General features: G+C 43.6%; 14 protein-coding genes. 4 read left to right on the top strand and 10 right to left on the bottom strand.

Features of this window, described 5'->3' with window-relative positions; translation table 11 throughout:
• Positions 1-30 precede the first annotated feature (30 nt).
• Positions 31-1,605, top strand: a complete 1,575-nt coding sequence (locus tag WKU26_RS04830) for a sulfatase family protein (protein ID WP_340321106.1) — start codon at positions 31-33, stop codon at positions 1,603-1,605.
• 205 nt (positions 1,606-1,810) lie between these two features.
• On the opposite strand, the gene WKU26_RS04825 is transcribed toward WKU26_RS04830, so the two are convergent.
• Positions 1,811-2,719, bottom strand: a complete 909-nt coding sequence (locus tag WKU26_RS04825; protein ID WP_269877874.1) for a J domain-containing protein — start codon at positions 2,717-2,719, stop codon at positions 1,811-1,813.
• Between the two features lie 94 nt (positions 2,720-2,813).
• Positions 2,814-3,251 (bottom strand): Hsp20/alpha crystallin family protein, encoded by a 438-nt coding sequence (locus WKU26_RS04820; protein WP_340321105.1) that lies wholly within the window; start codon positions 3,249-3,251, stop codon positions 2,814-2,816.
• A 301-nt stretch (positions 3,252-3,552) separates the two neighbouring features.
• Between WKU26_RS04820 and WKU26_RS04815 the strand changes: the two genes are divergently transcribed.
• Complete coding sequence (locus tag WKU26_RS04815) at positions 3,553-4,515, top strand: YitT family protein (protein ID WP_340321104.1); 963 nt, start codon at positions 3,553-3,555, stop codon at positions 4,513-4,515.
• 120 nt (positions 4,516-4,635) lie between these two features.
• Here WKU26_RS04815 and WKU26_RS04810 read toward each other — a convergent pair whose 3' ends face one another.
• The 5 genes from WKU26_RS04810 to WKU26_RS04790 are packed head-to-tail and all read right to left on the bottom strand — an operon-like array spanning position 4,636 to position 9,593.
• Positions 4,636-5,388, bottom strand: a complete 753-nt coding sequence (locus WKU26_RS04810) for a lysophospholipid acyltransferase family protein (RefSeq protein ID WP_269877877.1) — start codon at positions 5,386-5,388, stop codon at positions 4,636-4,638.
• Between the two features lie 25 nt (positions 5,389-5,413).
• The gene (locus WKU26_RS04805) at positions 5,414-6,565 is read right to left on the bottom strand and encodes a metallophosphoesterase (protein ID WP_340321103.1); all 1,152 of its coding nucleotides are present in this window, start codon (positions 6,563-6,565) and stop codon (positions 5,414-5,416) included.
• A 19-nt stretch (positions 6,566-6,584) separates the two neighbouring features.
• Entirely contained in the window at positions 6,585-7,490 is a 906-nt protein-coding gene (locus WKU26_RS04800) for a vitamin B12 dependent-methionine synthase activation domain-containing protein (protein WP_340321102.1), read from the bottom strand.
• A 13-nt stretch (positions 7,491-7,503) separates the two neighbouring features.
• Positions 7,504-8,844, bottom strand: coding sequence for a dihydroorotase (locus WKU26_RS04795; RefSeq protein WP_340321101.1), 1,341 nt, complete (start codon positions 8,842-8,844; stop codon positions 7,504-7,506).
• Entirely contained in the window at positions 8,844-9,593 is a 750-nt protein-coding gene (locus WKU26_RS04790) for a polyprenol monophosphomannose synthase (protein ID WP_269877882.1), read from the bottom strand. The genes WKU26_RS04795 and WKU26_RS04790 overlap by 1 nt, the downstream gene beginning before the upstream one ends.
• 142 nt (positions 9,594-9,735) lie before the next feature.
• Here WKU26_RS04790 and WKU26_RS04785 point away from each other — a divergent pair, with 142 nt between their 5' ends.
• Complete coding sequence (locus WKU26_RS04785; RefSeq protein ID WP_340321128.1) at positions 9,736-11,289, top strand: alpha-galactosidase D; 1,554 nt, start codon at positions 9,736-9,738, stop codon at positions 11,287-11,289.
• A gap of 792 nt (positions 11,290-12,081) precedes the next feature.
• Here WKU26_RS04785 and WKU26_RS04780 read toward each other — a convergent pair.
• The 3 genes from WKU26_RS04780 to WKU26_RS04770 are packed head-to-tail and all read right to left on the bottom strand — an operon-like array spanning position 12,082 to position 15,525.
• Positions 12,082-12,636, bottom strand: a complete 555-nt coding sequence (locus tag WKU26_RS04780; protein WP_340321100.1) for a pentapeptide repeat-containing protein — start codon at positions 12,634-12,636, stop codon at positions 12,082-12,084.
• Between the two features lie 23 nt (positions 12,637-12,659).
• Positions 12,660-13,322, bottom strand: coding sequence for a uracil-DNA glycosylase (gene ung, locus WKU26_RS04775; protein ID WP_340321099.1), 663 nt, complete (start codon positions 13,320-13,322; stop codon positions 12,660-12,662).
• A 22-nt stretch (positions 13,323-13,344) separates the two neighbouring features.
• Entirely contained in the window at positions 13,345-15,525 is a 2,181-nt protein-coding gene (locus tag WKU26_RS04770) for a tetratricopeptide repeat protein (protein ID WP_340321098.1), read from the bottom strand.
• A 73-nt stretch (positions 15,526-15,598) separates the two neighbouring features.
• On the opposite strand from WKU26_RS04770, the gene mfd reads away from it, so the two are divergent.
• Positions 15,599-18,958 (top strand): transcription-repair coupling factor, encoded by a 3,360-nt coding sequence (mfd, locus tag WKU26_RS04765; protein ID WP_340321097.1) that lies wholly within the window; start codon positions 15,599-15,601, stop codon positions 18,956-18,958.
• The last annotated feature ends 60 nt before the right edge of the window (positions 18,959-19,018 follow it).

Here is a 19,018-nt window from a genome sequence, read left to right as displayed (position 1 = left end):
AAAAATACCTTCTATAATAAATGATTTAAGATGAAGAATACAAGTTTGTTTTATTCAGTGGCAGGATTTGCTACGTTGAGTGCTGTAGCTTCTTCCTGTCAGCAGAAGCAGGAAGAACAGAAAAAATATAATATCGTTTACATCATGACCGACGATCATACGGCCCAGATGATGAGTTGCTATGACACACGCTATATGGAAACCCCCAATCTGGACCGTATTGCGGCAGATGGAGTCCGTTTTACCAATAGCTTTGTAGCCAATTCACTGAGTGGTCCGAGTCGTGCATGTATGATTACCGGCAAACATTCGTGTGCCAACAAGTTTTACGACAATACGACCTGTGTGTTCGATTCTGCCCAGCAAACTTTCCCGAAGCTGTTGCAGAAGGCAGGTTATCAGACTGCCTTAGTCGGTAAATGGCATCTCGAGAGTCTTCCTACCGGTTTCAATTATTGGGAGATTGTGCCGGGACAAGGCGACTATTACAATCCGGATTTCATTACACAAAACAACGATACGGTTCATCGTCACGGGTATATTACCAACCTGATAACCGATGATGCCATCGACTGGATGGAAAACGGACGCGACAAGTCGAAACCTTTCTGCCTGCTCATCCATCATAAAGCGATTCACCGCAACTGGATGGCAGATACCTGTCATCTGAATCTGTACGAAGACAAGACCTTCCCGCTGCCCGAAACTTTCTTCGACGATTACGAGGGCCGTCCGGCTGCTGCAGCCCAGGAAATGAGTATTGTGAAAGATATGGATATGATTTACGACCTCAAGATGCTGCGTCCGGACAAACAGTCCCGTCTGAAGACAATGTACGAAAGATTCCTCGGTCGTATGGATGAGGCCCAGCGTGCAGCATGGGATAAGTTCTATGGTCCGGTAATCGAAGATTTCTACAAGAAAAATCCGCAGGGAAAAGAACTTGCAGAATGGAAGTTCCAGCGTTATATGCGCGACTATATGAAGACTGTGAAATCGCTTGACGAGAACGTGGGCCGTGTGCTCGATTATCTGAAAGAAAAGGGTTTGTTGGATAATACACTGGTAGTCTACACTTCCGACCAGGGATTCTATATGGGTGAGCATGGCTGGTTCGACAAGCGTTTTATGTACGAAGAATCCATGCGTACTCCACTTATTATGCGTCTGCCTGCCGGCTTCGACCGCAGAGGTGATGTTACAGAACTGGTACAGAACATCGACTATGCACCGACCTTCCTCGAACTGGCTGGAGTAGAAGTGCCGTCGGACATTCACGGGCAGTCTATGCTTCCGTTGCTTCGGGGTGAGCAACCCAAAGACTGGCGGAAGGCCCTTTACTATCACTTCTACGAATATCCGGCCGAACACATGGTAAAACGCCATTACGGTGTACGTACCGACCGTTACAAACTGATTCATTTCTACAATGATATAGATGTGTGGGAATTGTACGATTTGCAGAACGACCCGCAAGAACTCCATAATCTGTACGGGCAGAAAGAATACGAAGCCGTTGTATCCGACTTGAAACAACAGTTGCTTCAGTTGCAGGAGCAATATAATGATCCTGTCCGCTTTTCGCCAGACCGCGATAAAGAATAATCAATAGAAGGGGATAGAAACTGTATTATACTACAATCGGCGACGTCGGCTGTACAATCGTTGTCGTCGATTGTAGAGTCAACGCCGCCGATTGTACAGCCGACGTCGTCGGATGAAACAGGATACAGGTCACGCTGCGCCGGAAAACCTGTCTCGTACGGGTTGTATAGCAATATGTAGAACTTTAACCAAAGGACTTGTCGTGTCAGCTGTTTTGAAGCTGGCGGAACAAGTCTTTTTGTTTTTCGGTAAGCTGAGAAGGAATTGTAACCTGGTAATTTACAATCAGGTCGCCACAACGGTTCTCTTTGTATACCGGGAATCCTTGCTGACGTAACCGTACCTTTGTATTGTTCTGTGTACCCGGTTTTACTTTCAGTCTGACTTGTCCGTTCAGTGTGTGAACCAGTACTTCACCTCCCAGTACGGCTGTATAAAGATCTATCTGCACATCGGTATACAAATCATCTCCTTCCCGTCGGAATGACGGATCGTCTGCTATCTGGAACGTGATGTACAAATCACCGTTCGGGGCGTTGTTGGCTCCTTTTTCTCCATATCCTTTCAAGCGGATAGTCTGTCCGTCTTTTACTCCGGCAGGAACGGTGATACGTATATTTTGTCCGTTGATACTGAAAGTCTGTTTATGAGTAACAGCCGCTTCACGAAGGCTTAATGGCATGTGCGCATGGATGTCCTCTCCTTGCATAGGATGAGTGCTGAAATGAGCTGCGCCATGTCCGAACAGCTCTTCGAAAAAATCGGAGAACCCACTTGCATTCCTTCCGAATCCGGAAGTAAAATCGCTTCCATTTCCACTGTACCAATATTGGCTGCGGTTTCCCTGCTGAGCCTGATACTGGCGCTGTTGTGCTTCAAATTCTTCTGCATGCTTCCAGTTTTCACCGTAAGCATCGTATTTCTTTCGTTTTTCCGGATCACTTAATACCTCATTCGCCTCATTGATTTGCTGGAACTTATCCTTGGCGGATTCGTCGTTCGGATTCAGGTCCGGATGGTATTGACGTGCCAGTTTACGGAAGGCTTTTTTTATTTCCTCCTGTGTGGCATTTTTGTCTACACCCAATACTTTATAATAATCGATGAATGACATATGTATATTGTTTTTTCGGATGAATTCAATAAAAAATCCCCTTTCCTGTCTGGGTAGAGAGGGAAAGAGGATTAAAAGTTAGGTTACTATTTGTTTAATGAATCTCAATGACTCTGTTTACTTTTGCTTTTTCTTCGGCTGTCTGTTTCGGCAAAACGATGCTCAATACACCGTCGTTGACGTTGGCTAAGATCTTTTCTTTTTCTACATCGTCCGGAAGAACCAAAGCCTGTTCGAATTTGGAGTATGAGAATTCTCTCCGCAAGTATTTCTTGTTTTCTTTATCCTCTTCCTTGGTTTCGTTCTTCTTCTCCATGCTGATCACCAACTCATTATTGTCGGTGAGATGGATATTGAAATCTTCTTTAGTCATACCTGGAGCTGCTACTTCTACCTTGTAATCCGTATTGCTTTCTATCACATTAATGGCAGGAGCGGTAGCATTGGCTTTTACCATCCAGTCGTTGTCAAAGAAATCATTAAAAATACTCGGTAACCAATTCTGATTGTTGTACTTTCTAATCGGCATCATAGTTGTAATCTCCTATAATTAAGTTGTTTATTTTTATCTTTTCTTCCCGTAGGTCTTTCAACCTGCGGTCACTTACATGTAAGCAAAGAGTATACCAGCAAGCCTTTTTGTCAGATAGGGAAAGGAGCTATTTAACCCTTTGAAAACCTTCTTAAACTATCGCAGGCAGATATTAAACTTTTGTAAACTTTGTTTACTGTTATACGCGGAAAAAGACTGACACAGACCGACATTTTGGCATGAAACAAGGCTGGTTTAACTGAAATTTTGTATATTTGCTGAATAAAAATAAGATAGTAGTATGAAAAAGACAATCTATGCATGGGCTAGTATCCTTTTAGGATGTACCATTCTGGCCGCAGGTTTTGTATTCTTTATTAATCCCTATAATATTGTTCCGGGAGGTGTGTACGGGGCAAGTATCGTGCTGCACAACCTCTTTCCTTCCATTCAGGTCGGTACGTTCGGTTATATGTTTGATATCCCTTTGCTCATTCTTTCGGTCCTTTTACTGGGAGCAAAACTGGGAACACGCACCATAGCAGCGGCACTGATAACTCCTTTGCTGATGAATGTCATGTCGCATTTGGTATACCCTACCCAGGAAGCACTGGAGCGCCTGGACCCGGCACAGCTTTTGGGTGGCACAATGAATATGTCCGAGCACCTGATGCTGACAAGTATCATTGGAGCTACGGTAATTGGAATAGGTACGGGGATTGTAATCCGCAATCAGGCTACCACAGGAGGCAGTGATATTGTTGGCATGTTGCTTCAGAAATATTGCCACATACGTTTTTCCCGGGCAATTCTGCTGGTCGATGCTACGGTAGTATGTTTCGGGTTGTTGGTCATAGGGTTCGGAATAGGAAGCGCCAATGATTCTACCCAGCCTTCGTGGCATTTGTCTTTTTACTCACTGATATCCATATTCGTGATTTCACGTGTCATTGCTTATGTCATCAATGGAGAGAAAAACGACAAATTGATTTTTATTATCAGCAACAAGAATCTGCCAGAGCTTCGACGGTATATTCTGGAGGACTTGGACCGTACAGCTACCTATATCAAAAGTAGTGGACTTTACACACGGGAGGATAAGGAGATGATTTTCATGGTAGTCAGTTATAAGGAAGTAGCCGGTCTGAAATTGAAGATAAAAGAGGCCGATCCGCGTGCGTTTGTGGTAGTGACCGATGCGTACGATACATTTGGAGAGGGATGGAAGCAATTGCCGTCGGCTCACGAATTGGATCCGGAATAAGTCGGAGCGAGAGGGACGGAAACCTGCTGAAACAGCAAAGTCGTTAAAGAGAGTGTAAATGTCATGCCGACAGCATTCAATTCTCTTTAACGACTTTGTTTTTATCCGGAAATCCAGTGTTTATTGGTCTGGATTCTTTACTTTGCCTTTGTATTTTTCAGGAAGATCCTTTTCTATTTCCTTGTACGATTCTTCCATCAGCATTTTCAGATTATCGTTTCCTTTACCGATAGGGTATATCGGTTTATGGATAGTGAGCTTCATCCGATGCCAGGAAAGCAGTTTACCTGTGCGAGGCAGGATTTCGAACGAACCGTCGATAGTCAGTGGTACTACAGGAAGCTGTAACTGGTCGGCCAGCTGGAAGGCTCCTTTTTTAAAGTCGGCCATATGTCCGGTAAAGGTTCGTGCTCCTTCAGGGAATACTACCAGCGAAGTACCTCCCTGCAACACACTTTGTGCATGTTTAATGGTTTCGTACACTTTGCGTGGACTGGATTTGTCTACAAAGATGAATCCGGCCGATTCGCATGCTTTTCCTACGAAAGGTATTTTCCGCAGACTTTTTTTCATCATCCACTTGAAGTTACGTTTCAGGAAGCCATACACCAGAAAGATGTCGAATGCTCCCTGATGGTTTGCAACGAATACATACGAAGTCTTATGGTCGATGTGTTCCCATCCGGTTACTTTTACCGGAAGCAAAAACAGATAACAGGTCAGTTGCGACCATATTTTACCGGGATAATATCCCCAGAAGTGTCCGTTTCCTAACCAGCAGCCCACCATGGTAGTCAGTGCAGTCAGGATGGTCAGCACGAGGAAAATCGGCAGTCCGATACAGATTTGATAGATAATGTATAGCAATCTCATATTCGATAATGTTTTTATGTAATGATTATTCTTTTCGTAACGTAAGAACAGTTATTTCGGGCCAGGCTCCCAAGCGCATCGGGAAGAGTACGTATCCCAATCCGATGTTGACATACAATCCCCGGTTTCCTTCCCGATATAGTCCGTTATGCTCCGGATAGAAGAAACGGGAAGCCGAAAAGCCGAAAATGCGGAATTGCATATCGTGTGTATGTCCGGCAAGCATCAGTTGGATATCTGTTTTAAGGAGTACCTCGCGTCGCCAGTGAGTCGGATCATGGCTCAGCAGTACCTTGAACATTCCCTCCGTACCTTTCATTGCTTTGGGCAGATCGCCTTTGTTCGGAAAAGGCGGATTACCACTGTTTTCTACTCCTACAAGTGCTATCGAGTCGTTGCCGCGGTATAAGTTGACATGTTCATTCATCAGCATCTGCCATCCCATTCCATTCTGTCTGGCTATCAAGGTATCAATATTGGCCAGTCGTTCTGCTTCACTGTTCCATTTCACATAGGTCGCATAGTCATGGTTCCCCAGCACAGAATACACGCCATCTTTGGCGTGAAGTTGGGAAAGAACCGGTATGAACTCTTCCAATTCGCTGGCACGGCTGTTGACCAAATCTCCGGTAAATACAGCAAGGTCTGCCTGTTGCGCATTGCACAAGTCGATGGCACGCTGCATGGCTGTCGCATTTCCTTTCCAGCTTCCTACATGCAAGTCGGAAATCTGTAGAATGCGGTATCCGTCGAATGCTTCAGGCAAATCGGGAGAGGAGAATGTAACCTCCCTTACCTGGAAATGTTCTTTTCCTTTGATGGCACCAAACAGCAGATAGCCAAACAGCAGTAAGCTGGGAATGCAAAGTCCGGGGATTTCTATGGGAGAGCTTGTAAAGCGTTTCCGAAGCAATCGTACCGGCCAGGCCAGAAGGGCAAAAAATGCTTTGGGTACACTGATGCAGATTACTGTTACCAGATAAACTCCCAGATAACTGTGCAACGCTTCATCTCCGATAAGGAATGCCGCTAAAGCAGCCAGCAACAGAACAGTAGGAGTCCACCACAAGCGGTTCCAGCTTTTACGGCCAAGCGGTTTCAGGTACGTTTTATAAATGAACCAGTCTGGCAGAAGCAGTAACAAAAGGAAGAATATGGTAACTCTTAGCAGTATCATGTTTGGTCTTTATACAAGGTTAAGATTGTAGGTTTGCGGTCAGATATTTTCTGATTTGTCCGATGGGAATATTTCTCCGTTTTGCATAGTCTGCCAGTTGGTCTTCGTCAATTTTCCCTACGGCAAAATAACGGGAGGCCGGATGTGCAAACATCAGTCCGCATACCGAAGCGTGCGGTTGCATCATACCGTTTTCCGTAAGACGGATACCAATTCGTTTCATGTCAATCAATTCATCAAGCAGATAGCTGACGGATATATCGGGAAGTGAGGGATAACCCACTGCCGGACGGATACCCTGATAGTCTTCGTTGAGCAATTGTTTCATGGTAAGTTGTTCGTCTTTGGCATATCCCCAAACTTCTTTGCGTATGGTTTCGTGTATCTTTTCGGCTGCTGCTTCTGCCAGTCGTTCGCCCAGTGTCTTGATAAGAAGATGCTTGTAGTCGTCTTCCTTGAACTCCTCTTCCATGCGCTCGTCTATGGTCGTGGCAAATCCTCCCACTGTATCAGTGATACCCGATGCAAGCGGGCGTACAAAATCGCTCAGACACAGGAACGGGTCTTCCGGCTTAATGCGTGTCTGCTGGCGCAGCAACGGGAAGCGTGTACCATTCAGGAGCAGATTGTCACCGTCGGCATTGGCATCCATCAGACGATATACCGCATATACCTTGAAACGTCCGTCTACTGCATTCAGCATTCGGTTGGCTTCCTTATGCAGTTGCATGGCTTCTGCAGCCTTGGCACGTTCATTCTCGGGAAAAGAAGCCAGCCATCCGGCACGGCAGGAGTCACATCCGTGGATATCAGCAATAGCTGCAAAGCGTGGCTGGAATCCCCATGCATGGAAAAAATAAATCCAGTTGATGTATTCGGTAAGGTCGTGAATATCGTATGTTACTACAGTGATATCTGTCTGCATAAATTATGATGGCTTATCGGTCGAACGTCAATGCTTGTCCACGGTGTGCTGTATTTACTTTTCCATTCTCGTATACAACAGTACCGTTGACGAATGTTTTCTCTACCTGTGTGTGGAAACATTGTCCTTCCATCGGGCTCCATGCACATTTGCTAAGGATACACTCCGGGGTTACTGTCCATTCACTTTCCGGATTGACCAGTACCAGATCGGCCTTATAACCAGGGCGGATGTATCCACGTCCGGCTATCTGATACAGTTCGGCTGGGGCATGACACATCTTTTGTACCAGTTGTTCTACAGTGAGTACACCTTGATGTACCAGTTCGAAGATGCTGACCAATGAGAACTGCAGTGTAGGCATACCGGATACAGCCTTCAAGGCTCCTCCTTCTTTTTCACGGAGCAGATGTGGGGCATGGTCGGTGCCGATGACATCGATACGGTTGGTTGTCAATGCCTGGCGGAGTGCATCACGGTCGTGTGCAGTTTTGATGCTGGGATTGCATTTGATGCGTGCTCCCAATGTTTTGTAGTCTTCATCGCAGAAGAACAGGTGCGATACGCAGGCTTCGGCTGTGATGCGTTTTTCTGAGATCGGTTTGTCTTCGAAAAGTTCCAGTTCTCTGGCAGTACTGATGTGCAGAATATGTAAGCGTGCATTTGTTTCCTTGGCCAATTGTACGGCCAGTGCAGAAGAATGATAGCAGGCTTCTTCACTGCGAATCAGCGGGTGATAAGTAATATCGAGATCTTCACCGTATTTCTCTTTATAATATTCCGTGTTCTGGCGGATGATATTCTGGTCTTCACAATGAGTCGCAATCAGCATACCTGCTTCGGAGAAAATCTTTCGCAGCGACTCCATGCGGTCTACCAGCATATTTCCTGTGCTGGCTCCCATGAACAGCTTCACTCCACATACATGCGTCTTATCCAACTGAGCCAACTGGTCGGCATTGTTGTTGGTTGACCCAAAGTAGAAAGAGTAGTTTACGATGCACTTGTGAGAGGCATCGGCAAACTTGGCATTCAAGGCTTCCAGCGTAGTTGTCTGTGGGTTGCAGTTGGGCATATCCATAAACGAGGTGACACCTCCGGCCGCTGCTGCCGCTGTTTCGGTCGACATATCTGCCTTATGCGTCAGACCCGGATCGCGAAAGTGTACATGGTCGTCTATGACACCCGGTATCAGGTAACAGCCTTTGGCGTCGATTTCTTCGTCGCAGGCCTGTGCAGGACGTGCATCACCTGCAATTACTTCGGCTATCTGTTCTCCTTCTATTACTACAGAGCCGGCAAACTTCTTGCCTTCGTTTACAATAATGGCGTGATGTATGAGGGTACGTTTCATTATGAATTTTTCTTTTGAGGATATTTCTTAAACCAACTGTTCCATTTCAGGCGGATGACACCGAATACGGCTTCTCCGAAAATGCTGCTGTTCATCTTGGATGTACCTAACTCGCGGTTGATGAAGATCACTGGTACTTCGATAATTTTAAATCCGCACTTGTAGGCAGTAAACTTCATCTCAATCTGGAAGGCATAGCCTTTAAAGCGTATCTTGTCCAATGGAATTGTTTCAAGCACTTCGCGACGGTAGCATTTGAATCCTGCAGTGGTATCGTGAATGGGAATACCTGTGACGATACGTACATATTTCGAAGCAAAGTACGACATCAGCACACGGCCCATCGGCCAGTTTACCACGTTCACTCCACTCACATAGCGGGAGCCGATGGCTACATCACCACCTTCGTCGTGGCAAGCCTTGTACAAACGCGGCAGGTCATTGGGGTTATGACTGAAATCAGCATCCATTTCGAAAATGTATGCATAATCGTGTGCAATAGCCCATTTGAATCCGGCAATATATGCGGTGCCCAAACCTTGTTTGCCTTTACGCTCTACCATGAACAGACGTTCGGGAAATTCTTTTTGCAGACGGCGGACAATATCGGCGGTTCCGTCCGGTGAGTTGTCTTCTATAATCAGAATGTGAAATACTTTTTCCAGTCCGAACACTGCACGGATGATGTTCTCAATGTTTTCCTTTTCGTTGTAAGTAGGAATAATTACTATACTGTCGCTTGTTGCCATCTTCTGTCTTTATTTATAGGGACAAATATAGCGATAAAACAAATATGGTTGTATATTTGCTGGAAGAAAGAGTAATACTATGGAAAAAATAAGACTTATCAGCAGCTGCTGTCGGGCAGTTTGTGGGATAGGACTGGCTTTTATGCCGGTTCTTGTTCAAGCACAACAGGTAGAGACTCCGCTTATGGGATGGAGTTCGTGGAATACATATCGTGTCAATATTAACGAGGAACTTATACGCAAACAGGCCGATGCCATGGCTGCTTCGGGACTGAAGGAAGTGGGTTACCGTTTTATCAATATAGACGATGGCTTCTTTGGCTATCGCGATGAAACGGGACGCCTGCATACACATCCGCAGCGTTTTCCCAATGGAATGAAAGGTATAGTGGATTATATTCATTCGCTGGGCTTCAAGGCAGGAACCTATTCGGATGCCGGTAGTAATACCTGTGGCTCTATCTGGGACAATGATGTGAACGGCATCAATGTAGGACTTTATGGACACGAGCGTCAGGATGCGGATCTGATGTTCAATGAATGGGGATTCGACTTTATCAAGATTGATTATTGCGGAGCCGGACAGGAGTTGGCACTGGAAGAGCAGAAGCGTTATACTGAAATCTGTAAGGCCATTGAAGAAGTGGCCCGCCACAAAGTATCGGTTAATATTTGCCGTTGGGCTTATCCGGGTACCTGGGTGAAGGGGATAGCCCGTTCATGGCGTATCAGTTCGGATATTACTCCAAACTGGTGGTCGGTGCGCGATATTATACGTAAGAATCTGTATCTTTCTGCTTATGCGGGAGGAGGACATTACAACGATATGGACATGCTGGAGATAGGGCGTGGGTTGAAGCCTGAAGAAGAAGAGGTGCATTTCGGGATGTGGTGTATCATGAGTTCTCCATTGCTGATAGGGTGTGACATGACTACTATTCCGGCAGCATCATTAGAACTTCTGAAAAATAAGGAACTTATTGCCTTGAATCAGGATCCGTTGGGGCTGCAAGCCTATGTGGTTCAGCATGAGGGGAATGGATATGTACTGGTAAAAGACATTGAACAAAAGCGGGGAACAGCGCGTGCGGTGGCGCTTTATAATCCTTCGGATACGTTGTGTCATTTTTCGGTGCCTGCTTCGGTTCTCGAATTAGGAGGGAAGTTGAAAGTACGAGATTTGGTGAAGCGCCGTTCGGAAGGAACACTGAAAGGGGCACTGGTCTATACTTTGCCGGCACATAGTGTGAAGATTTTGCGGGTAGAAGGTGAAACACGTCTTGAGCCTACTGTATATGAGGCTGAATGGGCTTATCTGCCTTGCTTTAATGATTTGGCCAAGCATCCTAAAACTGTAGCTTATACTCCGGTAGAAGGTGCTTCGGAGGGTATGACGGTGAGCTACGTGGGAGGTAGTACGGAAAATTATGCCGAATGGAGTAAGGTGTATAGTGAAAAGGGGGGACAATACGAAATGACTGTTTCTTATGTGCCTGGAAAATATCGTAAACTGGAAGTAGAAGTAAACGGAAAGAAGACCTTACTGACCGATTTGGAAACTGATACGGAGAAAGGGATTTCCCGAATCACCCTTCCTGTAACACTGAATGCGGGATATAATGTAGTACGTATGGGTAGTGCGTACTGCTGGGCACCGGACATCGACTGCTTTACATTGTGTCGTATTGGTAAATAATCAGAATAGGACGACTCTTGTGCCGCCTATCAGAGGGGTGTCCGACCCTTGATAGGCGGTTATATTATTTTTATGTATGGCAGTCGGTAAGCTACCGAACGGGGCAGAAATTCTCCTGTATTTAGGGTATAAATTATGAAAACAATTGTTGATATAATTATATTAGTTTGTTTCTTAGGTTCTTTTGTCTTTATTGTGAGTGATGTGTTGTTGTATTACTTATTGAAGCCAAGAAAGAAACAAAAAAGAATTGTATATTGTATCTTACATAATCTTATTACCATCATATTGTCTTTTTTTATTTTTGCAATATGGAACTTCAAGACTGATGTAATGTCTTATTTTATTTTTCTTCCGGCTGTGTTGGCTGAAATAATAGTTATCCCATTGTTTTATTATTGGATAAATAATCGTAAATAATACATTTAAAGAAATCAGCGGCTGGATAGAAACTAAAAATTTAGGAATACATGTTTCATGTTACGACACCGATACGGTTAAAGTATTACAGACTCCAAAATTAAATTCGAAGGTGTCTTTTCTCATAGTCAAACCTCAATGGAAAGATTTTTATATTATATACGATGCCTATCAAGGGTGGCTCTATATACAAAATATAAATAATGAACAGGAATATGGATGGCTTTCTGTAAAGTATCAGTGTGATAATCCATATACAACTTGTAATTAGCATTTATTAAAATACGATTATTTCCTTTCTTGGTTTGAATGAAATATTTTAGGTATGAATAATTTCTGTACAGTTTGTGTGAAAATATGAAATCAGATTCATTATTTAATAATGATATTCAGATGAGCTACCAATCCTCTTAATTCGCTTTCCGGAAAGATAGTCTTTTTCAGTTTACATTGGGTAGGATCAATGGTGAAGTGAAAAGATGAGGAGAAATCTACCTTTTCCAGATTGGTGCGATGAAAAGAAGCACGAGTCAAATCGCACAGATCGAAGCATGAAGCGGTCAGGTCGCTGTCGTCGAAGTAGGCTTCGTGTAGAAGGCAGTCGCGAAAGACGGTTTTATGTATCTTGATACCCACAAAGTTGGCATAATTCAGCATGCTCTTCTCAAATACCAGTCCGTTGGAAAACTTGTTTAATTCTGTAAATTCGGCTCCAGTCATGCGGCAGTCTGTAAATACTACATCTCTTAACACGTGTCCAAACTTAGTGAGACTAAAGTCGCACGATTCAAAGCGACATGTATCAAAACTGCTGCGTTGAAGATTCGTTTTAGAGAAGTCGCATGCATGGAATGTACATTGGCTGTATTCCGTATCGAGCATTACCTCGTCAAATCGAACCTGTTCGAATAACTGGTTTTCTGTCATTGTAAAAGAAAATTATATTAAAGTTACCAATCAATCTCAGCCAGATGATGACTTTTCAGATACTCATTGGCCTGACTGAAATGTCTGCATCCAAAAAAACTACGGTGAGCAGAACGAGGGGAGGGATGAGAAGCGGTTAATATCAAATGTGTATGCTTGTCTATCAATTTTGCTTTTGATTGGGCATATTTACCCCACAACATAAAAACTAGATGTTCTCTTTGTTCGCTCAGCTTTTTAATGGTGGCATCGGTAAATGTTTCCCAACCCTTTTTACGATGTGATTGGGAATAGCCGCTACGAACAGTCAAAATAGAGTTTAGGAGAAAAACACCTTGATTGGCCCATTTATCCAAACAGCCAGATACTGGAACCGTTTTGTTTAAATCCTTTTCCAGCTCTTTAAAGATGTTTCTTAAAGAGGGTGGTTGGGGAGTTACAGAAGGAACGGAGAAAGCTAGTCCACAAGCTTGTCCTGGAGTGGGATAAGGGTCTTGTCCTAAAATAACGACCTTTACGTTCTCGAACGGGCAATGATTAAATGCATTAAACAGATCTTCCTTTTTGGGAAGGATGTGGAATTTGCTGTATTCTTCTTCTACAAAAGAAATAAGATTGATAAAATAAGCCTTGTCGAATTCTTCGTGCAAGGCTTTTTCCCAGCTTTCTTCGATTGCTATCTTCATCGTTTAAGTTATAAAGATTGCTTTATAGCAAATCAGGCATCAGGTAAATAGTTTCTGCCGGAATATGCTGTTCAATCAGTGCTTCCTTGTCGGCCAAATACAATTTGATAAACTCCTCATGGGTAGAACATTGTTTTTCGGCTTTTCGGTAACATTCGATAGCTTGTGGAATGTTCTGCAAGGCTGTGTATACATGTCCTGCATTCAGATAGTCATTTGTTTGTGGGGAAGCTGAATGAAGCAGTTTTTGGTAGAAATTCAATGCTTTTTCGTATTCTCCAGTCATGAAATAGCACCATCCGATAGCTCGTTGTGCATTTTCCGGAGCTTTTTCCAGATATTCTACTTTGAAGAAATAAGACAGAGCTTTGTCGTACAGACGAAGAGTTGCCAGACATTGTCCGATCTGTAACAGCAGATTGAGATTATCGGGTTGCATCTCTTCTACCTTTCTGAAGTATTCCAGTGCCTGTTCGTACGCATGCATACGTTTATGGCATTGTGCCAAATGCTTGAGTGTCCAAATATGGTCCGGGCGAAGTATATCGGCTTGCATATAAGCTTTGACAGCTTCTGCATATTTCTTCTGTTTCTGTAAAGAAAAGCCCAGTCTTTGCCATAAATCTGCATTATCCGGTTCGGTACGGATTAGTTTCTCATAAAGTTCTGCTGCTTCTTCCATGTAATCTTTGGAGAACAGATGACCGGCTATTTTCTTCAGTGTATCCTGTTGCTGGAGAAGTGGGGCGAGTGCCTGACAATTCCATAAAGCCAATTTGTTTTTGAAGATATCAGTCTGTTCGTTGCGGTACATCCAAAGTTTGTAGAAACGATACAAGTCGTGTATATATTGTCGGCTGCTGGTATCGGTATTATCGGCTTTCTGGATTTTTGCGTTCAGTTTGTCGAAGTCTCCATATACCAAATCATCGTGTTTGGGTAATTCTGAACCTAACATTTGAAGTTGAGATTCAGGCATGGCAACAGTAGCCAGACAAAAAGAGTATTTGTCTGAGTTGCAGAATATGGGCGACTGGAGCAGGATATTGATCATTGATTTTTCTGCTATCTTGTTCGAGTTGAACAAAGCGATGATATCCGGAACTTGTCGGTCGAATGGATAAAACCAATGAGCAATCTGTCGGAAGAATGGGAAACTCTTTAGTTGGGCAAAAGTTCCCATATTAGTATCGGCTCCTTCCATTTGTAACTCACCCAATTCTTGTATACTCTTTTGTACTTGATTTAAATCTTCTTCCCACTCCGGATTCTTGTCTTCCAGGTCTTCAATGTCTTCGATTTTGAAGTCAGGACTTTGCATTTTTGTATTACGCATCATCTTAGGGATGATTTCTTCTCTCATCTTTTTGTCAATCTTTTCTGTTTCACGGGAAAGAAGGAACAGAATCTGGATGGTGGTAAGTTGTTCTATAACTTTAGCATCGTCACTTAAAAGAGAAAGAGCTGCCTGTAGTTCAGGATAAAGAGCCAGTCGTTTTTCCTGATAGTAGGCTACAAGAGCTATACCAATTAAAGCACGTTGTGAAATGAGATGTTCGGAACGAGATTGGTATGTTTGGAGAAGGAATTGGAACTTCTTGGGATCGAACAACTGAAGCAAGCTCAAGGTTACACCACTAAGCATAACAGCCAGATCGAGAACTGGTACTAAAAGCGACTGCATCAATTCATTGGCTTCGTTGAAATCATTTTCTTCCCAAAGCAGAGAAACCCATGCCTTGGAGAACAGGGTATCTGTACTATTTGCATGTCGGGTAGCAATGTCGAGTTGGGCTGCTTGCAATTGTTTTTCATCTTGCATGTAATTCAATTCTGCCATGCCAAAATCTTCAGTGATTCCTTCCAGTTGAATGCAGATGTTTTTGTAGGATGGATGCGGATTTCGGCGGGCATTGCGAAATGCATTTGCAAAATATCCGTTTCCTTTCAGAGTTTTTCGTACTAATTCTGTCTGATCGGCCAGCTCGTATGCAGTCCGTCGCAACCGTTCATACAGCTTACCTTGTTCCGGGTCTTGCATGCCTTGTGCTGCGTATTGCAACATATATCCGTAAGTAGTTTGCAGATTTTCTGCTTTCGATTGCAGTTGCCAGTCTTCGGCTTCTGAGGTGAGAGCATGTAGTTGGGTTAAGGCTTCTTTCAGCCGGTGTTCGTCAAGAAATTGAATAATATCGTTGTACATATTGATTGTCTGATTAGGTAGATGCAAATGTAGCAATATTTTTGTAATTTTGCCGACATCTATAAAAGGAACAATGAATATAGCGGAACTTCAACGTATTTATGCTTCTCACCCTAATGTAGCAGGGTTGACGTCATTACTCGACAATAAAGATATTCGTACTATTTATCTGAAGGGGATGCACGCCTCTTGTGCTTCTCTGTTTGCTTCGGGAATCTTTGATAAGGCTCCTGGTATCTATGTCTTTATTTTAAATGATGTAGAAGAGGCTGGGTATTTTTATCATGATTTGGTACAGGTAAACGGTGATGAACAGATTTTGTTTTTTCCTTCTTCATATCGGCGTGCCATCAAGTACGGACAGAAAGATGCAGCGAATGAGATTCTGAGAACCGAGGTGCTAAGCCGATTGGGAAAGCAGGAATCTTTGGTTGTCGTGACCTATCCGGATGCGTTGGCGGAAAAAGTGGTGTCGTGCCAGTATCTCAGCGACCGTACGTTGAAGCTGGATGTGGGACAACACATCGAGACTGATAAGATTACGGCTCTGCTGGTAGAGTATGGCTTTGAACATGTAGATTATGTGTACGAGCCGGGACAGTTTGCTACGCGAGGAAGTATTCTTGATGTTTACTCGTTTGCATCGGAACTTCCTTATCGAATCGACTTTTTTGGCGATGAAATAGACAGTATCCGTACATTTGAGGTCGAAACCCAGTTGTCTACAGAGAAGAAAACAACTGTAAGTATTGTTCCGGAGTTGATTTCTGCTTCGGGAAGCGATATTTGTTTCCTCGACTTTATCCCACGTCAGACGGTACTTTTCATAAAAGATTTTCTATGGCTTCGCGAACGTATCCAAACGGTGCGTGATGAGGCTCTTTCCCCACAGGCACTAACGGCCTACGAGGGAGAGCAGACCGAACTGATGAATCTGGAAAAGAAACTAGTGGATGGAGCGGAGTTTACTGTAAAGGCATTGGAGTTTAAGCGAGTGGATTTCGGGCATAAGCCTACTGGTACACCCCAGGCTACTTTGGAATTTAACACTTCTATTCAACCTATTTTTCATAAGAATTTTGATATGGTGGCTTCTGTGCTGACGGAATATTTGCAGCGTAATTACAAGCTTTATATCTGTTCGGACAGTATGAAGCAAACAGACCGTTTGCGAGACATTTTTAAAGAAAGGGGAGACCGTATCAGTTTTGAACCGGTAGACCGTACTTTACATGAAGGTTTTGTAGACCATACTCTAAAATGTTGCATCTTTACCGATCATCAGATTTTTGACCGCTTTCATAAGTATAATCTTCGCAGTGATAAGGCACGTAGCGGAAAAGTCGCTTTGTCACTGAAAGAACTGAATCAGTTTGAGCCGGGGGATTATGTCGTACATATAGACCATGGAATCGGTAAGTTTGCCGGACTGGTACGTATTCCCAATGGTAATACGACACAAGAGGTTATCAAACTGATTTATCAGAACGATGATGTGGTATTTGTATCGATTCATTCGTTGCATAAGATCTCCAAATACAAAGGTAAAGAAGGAGAGCAACCCCGTATCAGTAAGTTGGGTACAGGAGCATGGGAGAAAATAAAAGACCGTACCAAGACCAAAATCAAGGATATTGCCCGCGATTTGATTAAGTTATATTCGAAACGCAGACAGGAAAAAGGATTTAAATATAGCCCGGACAGTTTCCTGCAACATGAATTGGAAGCCAGCTTTTTATATGAAGATACTCCCGATCAGTTGAAAGCTACTCAGGAGGTAAAAGCGGATATGGAAAGCGACCGTCCGATGGACCGCCTTGTTTGTGGGGATGTAGGTTTCGGTAAGACTGAAGTGGCAGTGCGTGCGGCTTTCAAGGCTGTAGCCGATAACAAACAGGTGGCCGTGCTGGTACCAACTACGGTTTTGGCTTATCAACATTTCCAAACCTTCAAAAAGCGTTTGGAAGGATTGCCTTGTAAGGTCGATTATCTGAGTCGTGCACGTACGGCGAAAGATACCAGCCGTATCTTGAAAGAACTGGAAAATGGAGATATTAATATCTTAATCGGTACGCATAAGATAATCGGGAAGACTGTAAAATTCAAGGATTTGGGATTACTGATTATCGATGAGGAACAGAAGTTTGGGGTAAGTGTAAAAGAGAAACTCCGTCAGATAAAAGTAAATGTGGATACACTTACTATGACGGCAACTCCTATTCCCCGTACACTTCAGTTTTCACTGATGGGAGCTCGCGATTTATCTGTCATTCAGACCCCTCCTCCCAACCGTTATCCTATTCAGACCGAGGTTCATACCTTTAATGAAGAGATAATCATGGAAGCTATCAACTTTGAGATGAGCCGAAACGGACAGGTGTTCTTTGTGAACAACCGGATTCAGAATCTGGCAGAACTGAAAGCACTGATTCAGCGAAATATTCCAGACTGTCGCGTATGTATCGGTCACGGGCAGATGCAGCCTGAAGAGTTGGAAAAAATTATATTTGGTTTTGTAAATTACGATTTCGATGTGTTGCTGGCAACTACTATTATAGAAAGTGGTATTGATATTCCTAATGCCAATACCATTATCATTAATCAGGCACAGAATTTTGGCTTGAGCGATTTGCATCAGATGCGTGGTCGTGTAGGCCGAGGTAACAAGAAAGCGTTCTGTTATCTGCTGGCTCCTCCTTTGTCTTTGCTGACTCCTGAGGCTAAGCGCAGACTTCAGGCTATAGAGAACTTCAGTGATTTGGGAAGTGGTATTCACATTGCCATGCAAGACCTTGATATCCGTGGTGCTGGAAACATGCTGGGAGCAGAGCAGAGTGGATTTATTGCCGATTTAGGTTATGAAACTTATCAGAAGATTCTGTCGGAAGCTGTGACTGAATTGAAGAATGAAGAGTTTGCCGACTTATACGCAGAAGAAATCAAGGCTGGAGAGGAGAAAATCAGCGGTGAAGAGTTTGTAGACGAGTGCACGGTAGAAAGTGACTTGGAATTGCTGTTCCCGAATGAGTATATTCCGAGTAGCAGTGAGAGAATGTTGCTGTATAGAGAGCTCGACAAACTGGAACTTGACAGGGATGTAGAGGCCTTTAAAGCTCGTCTTGTGGACCGTTTTGGAAAGATTCCACCAGAAGGAGAAGAACTCATTCGTATTGTTCCTCTTCGCCGACTGGGAAAACGCTTAGGAATAGAGAAGATTATTCTGAAGGCCGGACGTATGACACTATACTTTGTAAGTAATCTGGAAAGTCCTTATTACCAGAGTATGGCATTTGGAAAGATTATCGACTATATGTCTAAATATCCTCGTAACTGCAACTTGCGTGAACAGAATGGAAAACGCAGTATGGTGATTAAAGAAATTGGGGATGTTGTTTCGGCTGTACGAATCTTGCAGGAAATCATCAGTCTGTAGAATAAATTTCAGAAGAAATCAGCCTGCTTTACTTAAAAAAGTAGAGCAGGCTGAAAAATA

It is taken from the genome of Phocaeicola sp. HCN-40430 (genome assembly GCF_037890285.1).
In the GTDB taxonomy this organism is placed as follows: Bacteria; Bacteroidota; Bacteroidia; order Bacteroidales; family Bacteroidaceae; genus Phocaeicola; species Phocaeicola acetigenes.
The sequence above is the reverse complement of the archived record's forward strand: the minus strand, read 5'-3'. Positions and strand labels throughout refer to the sequence as shown.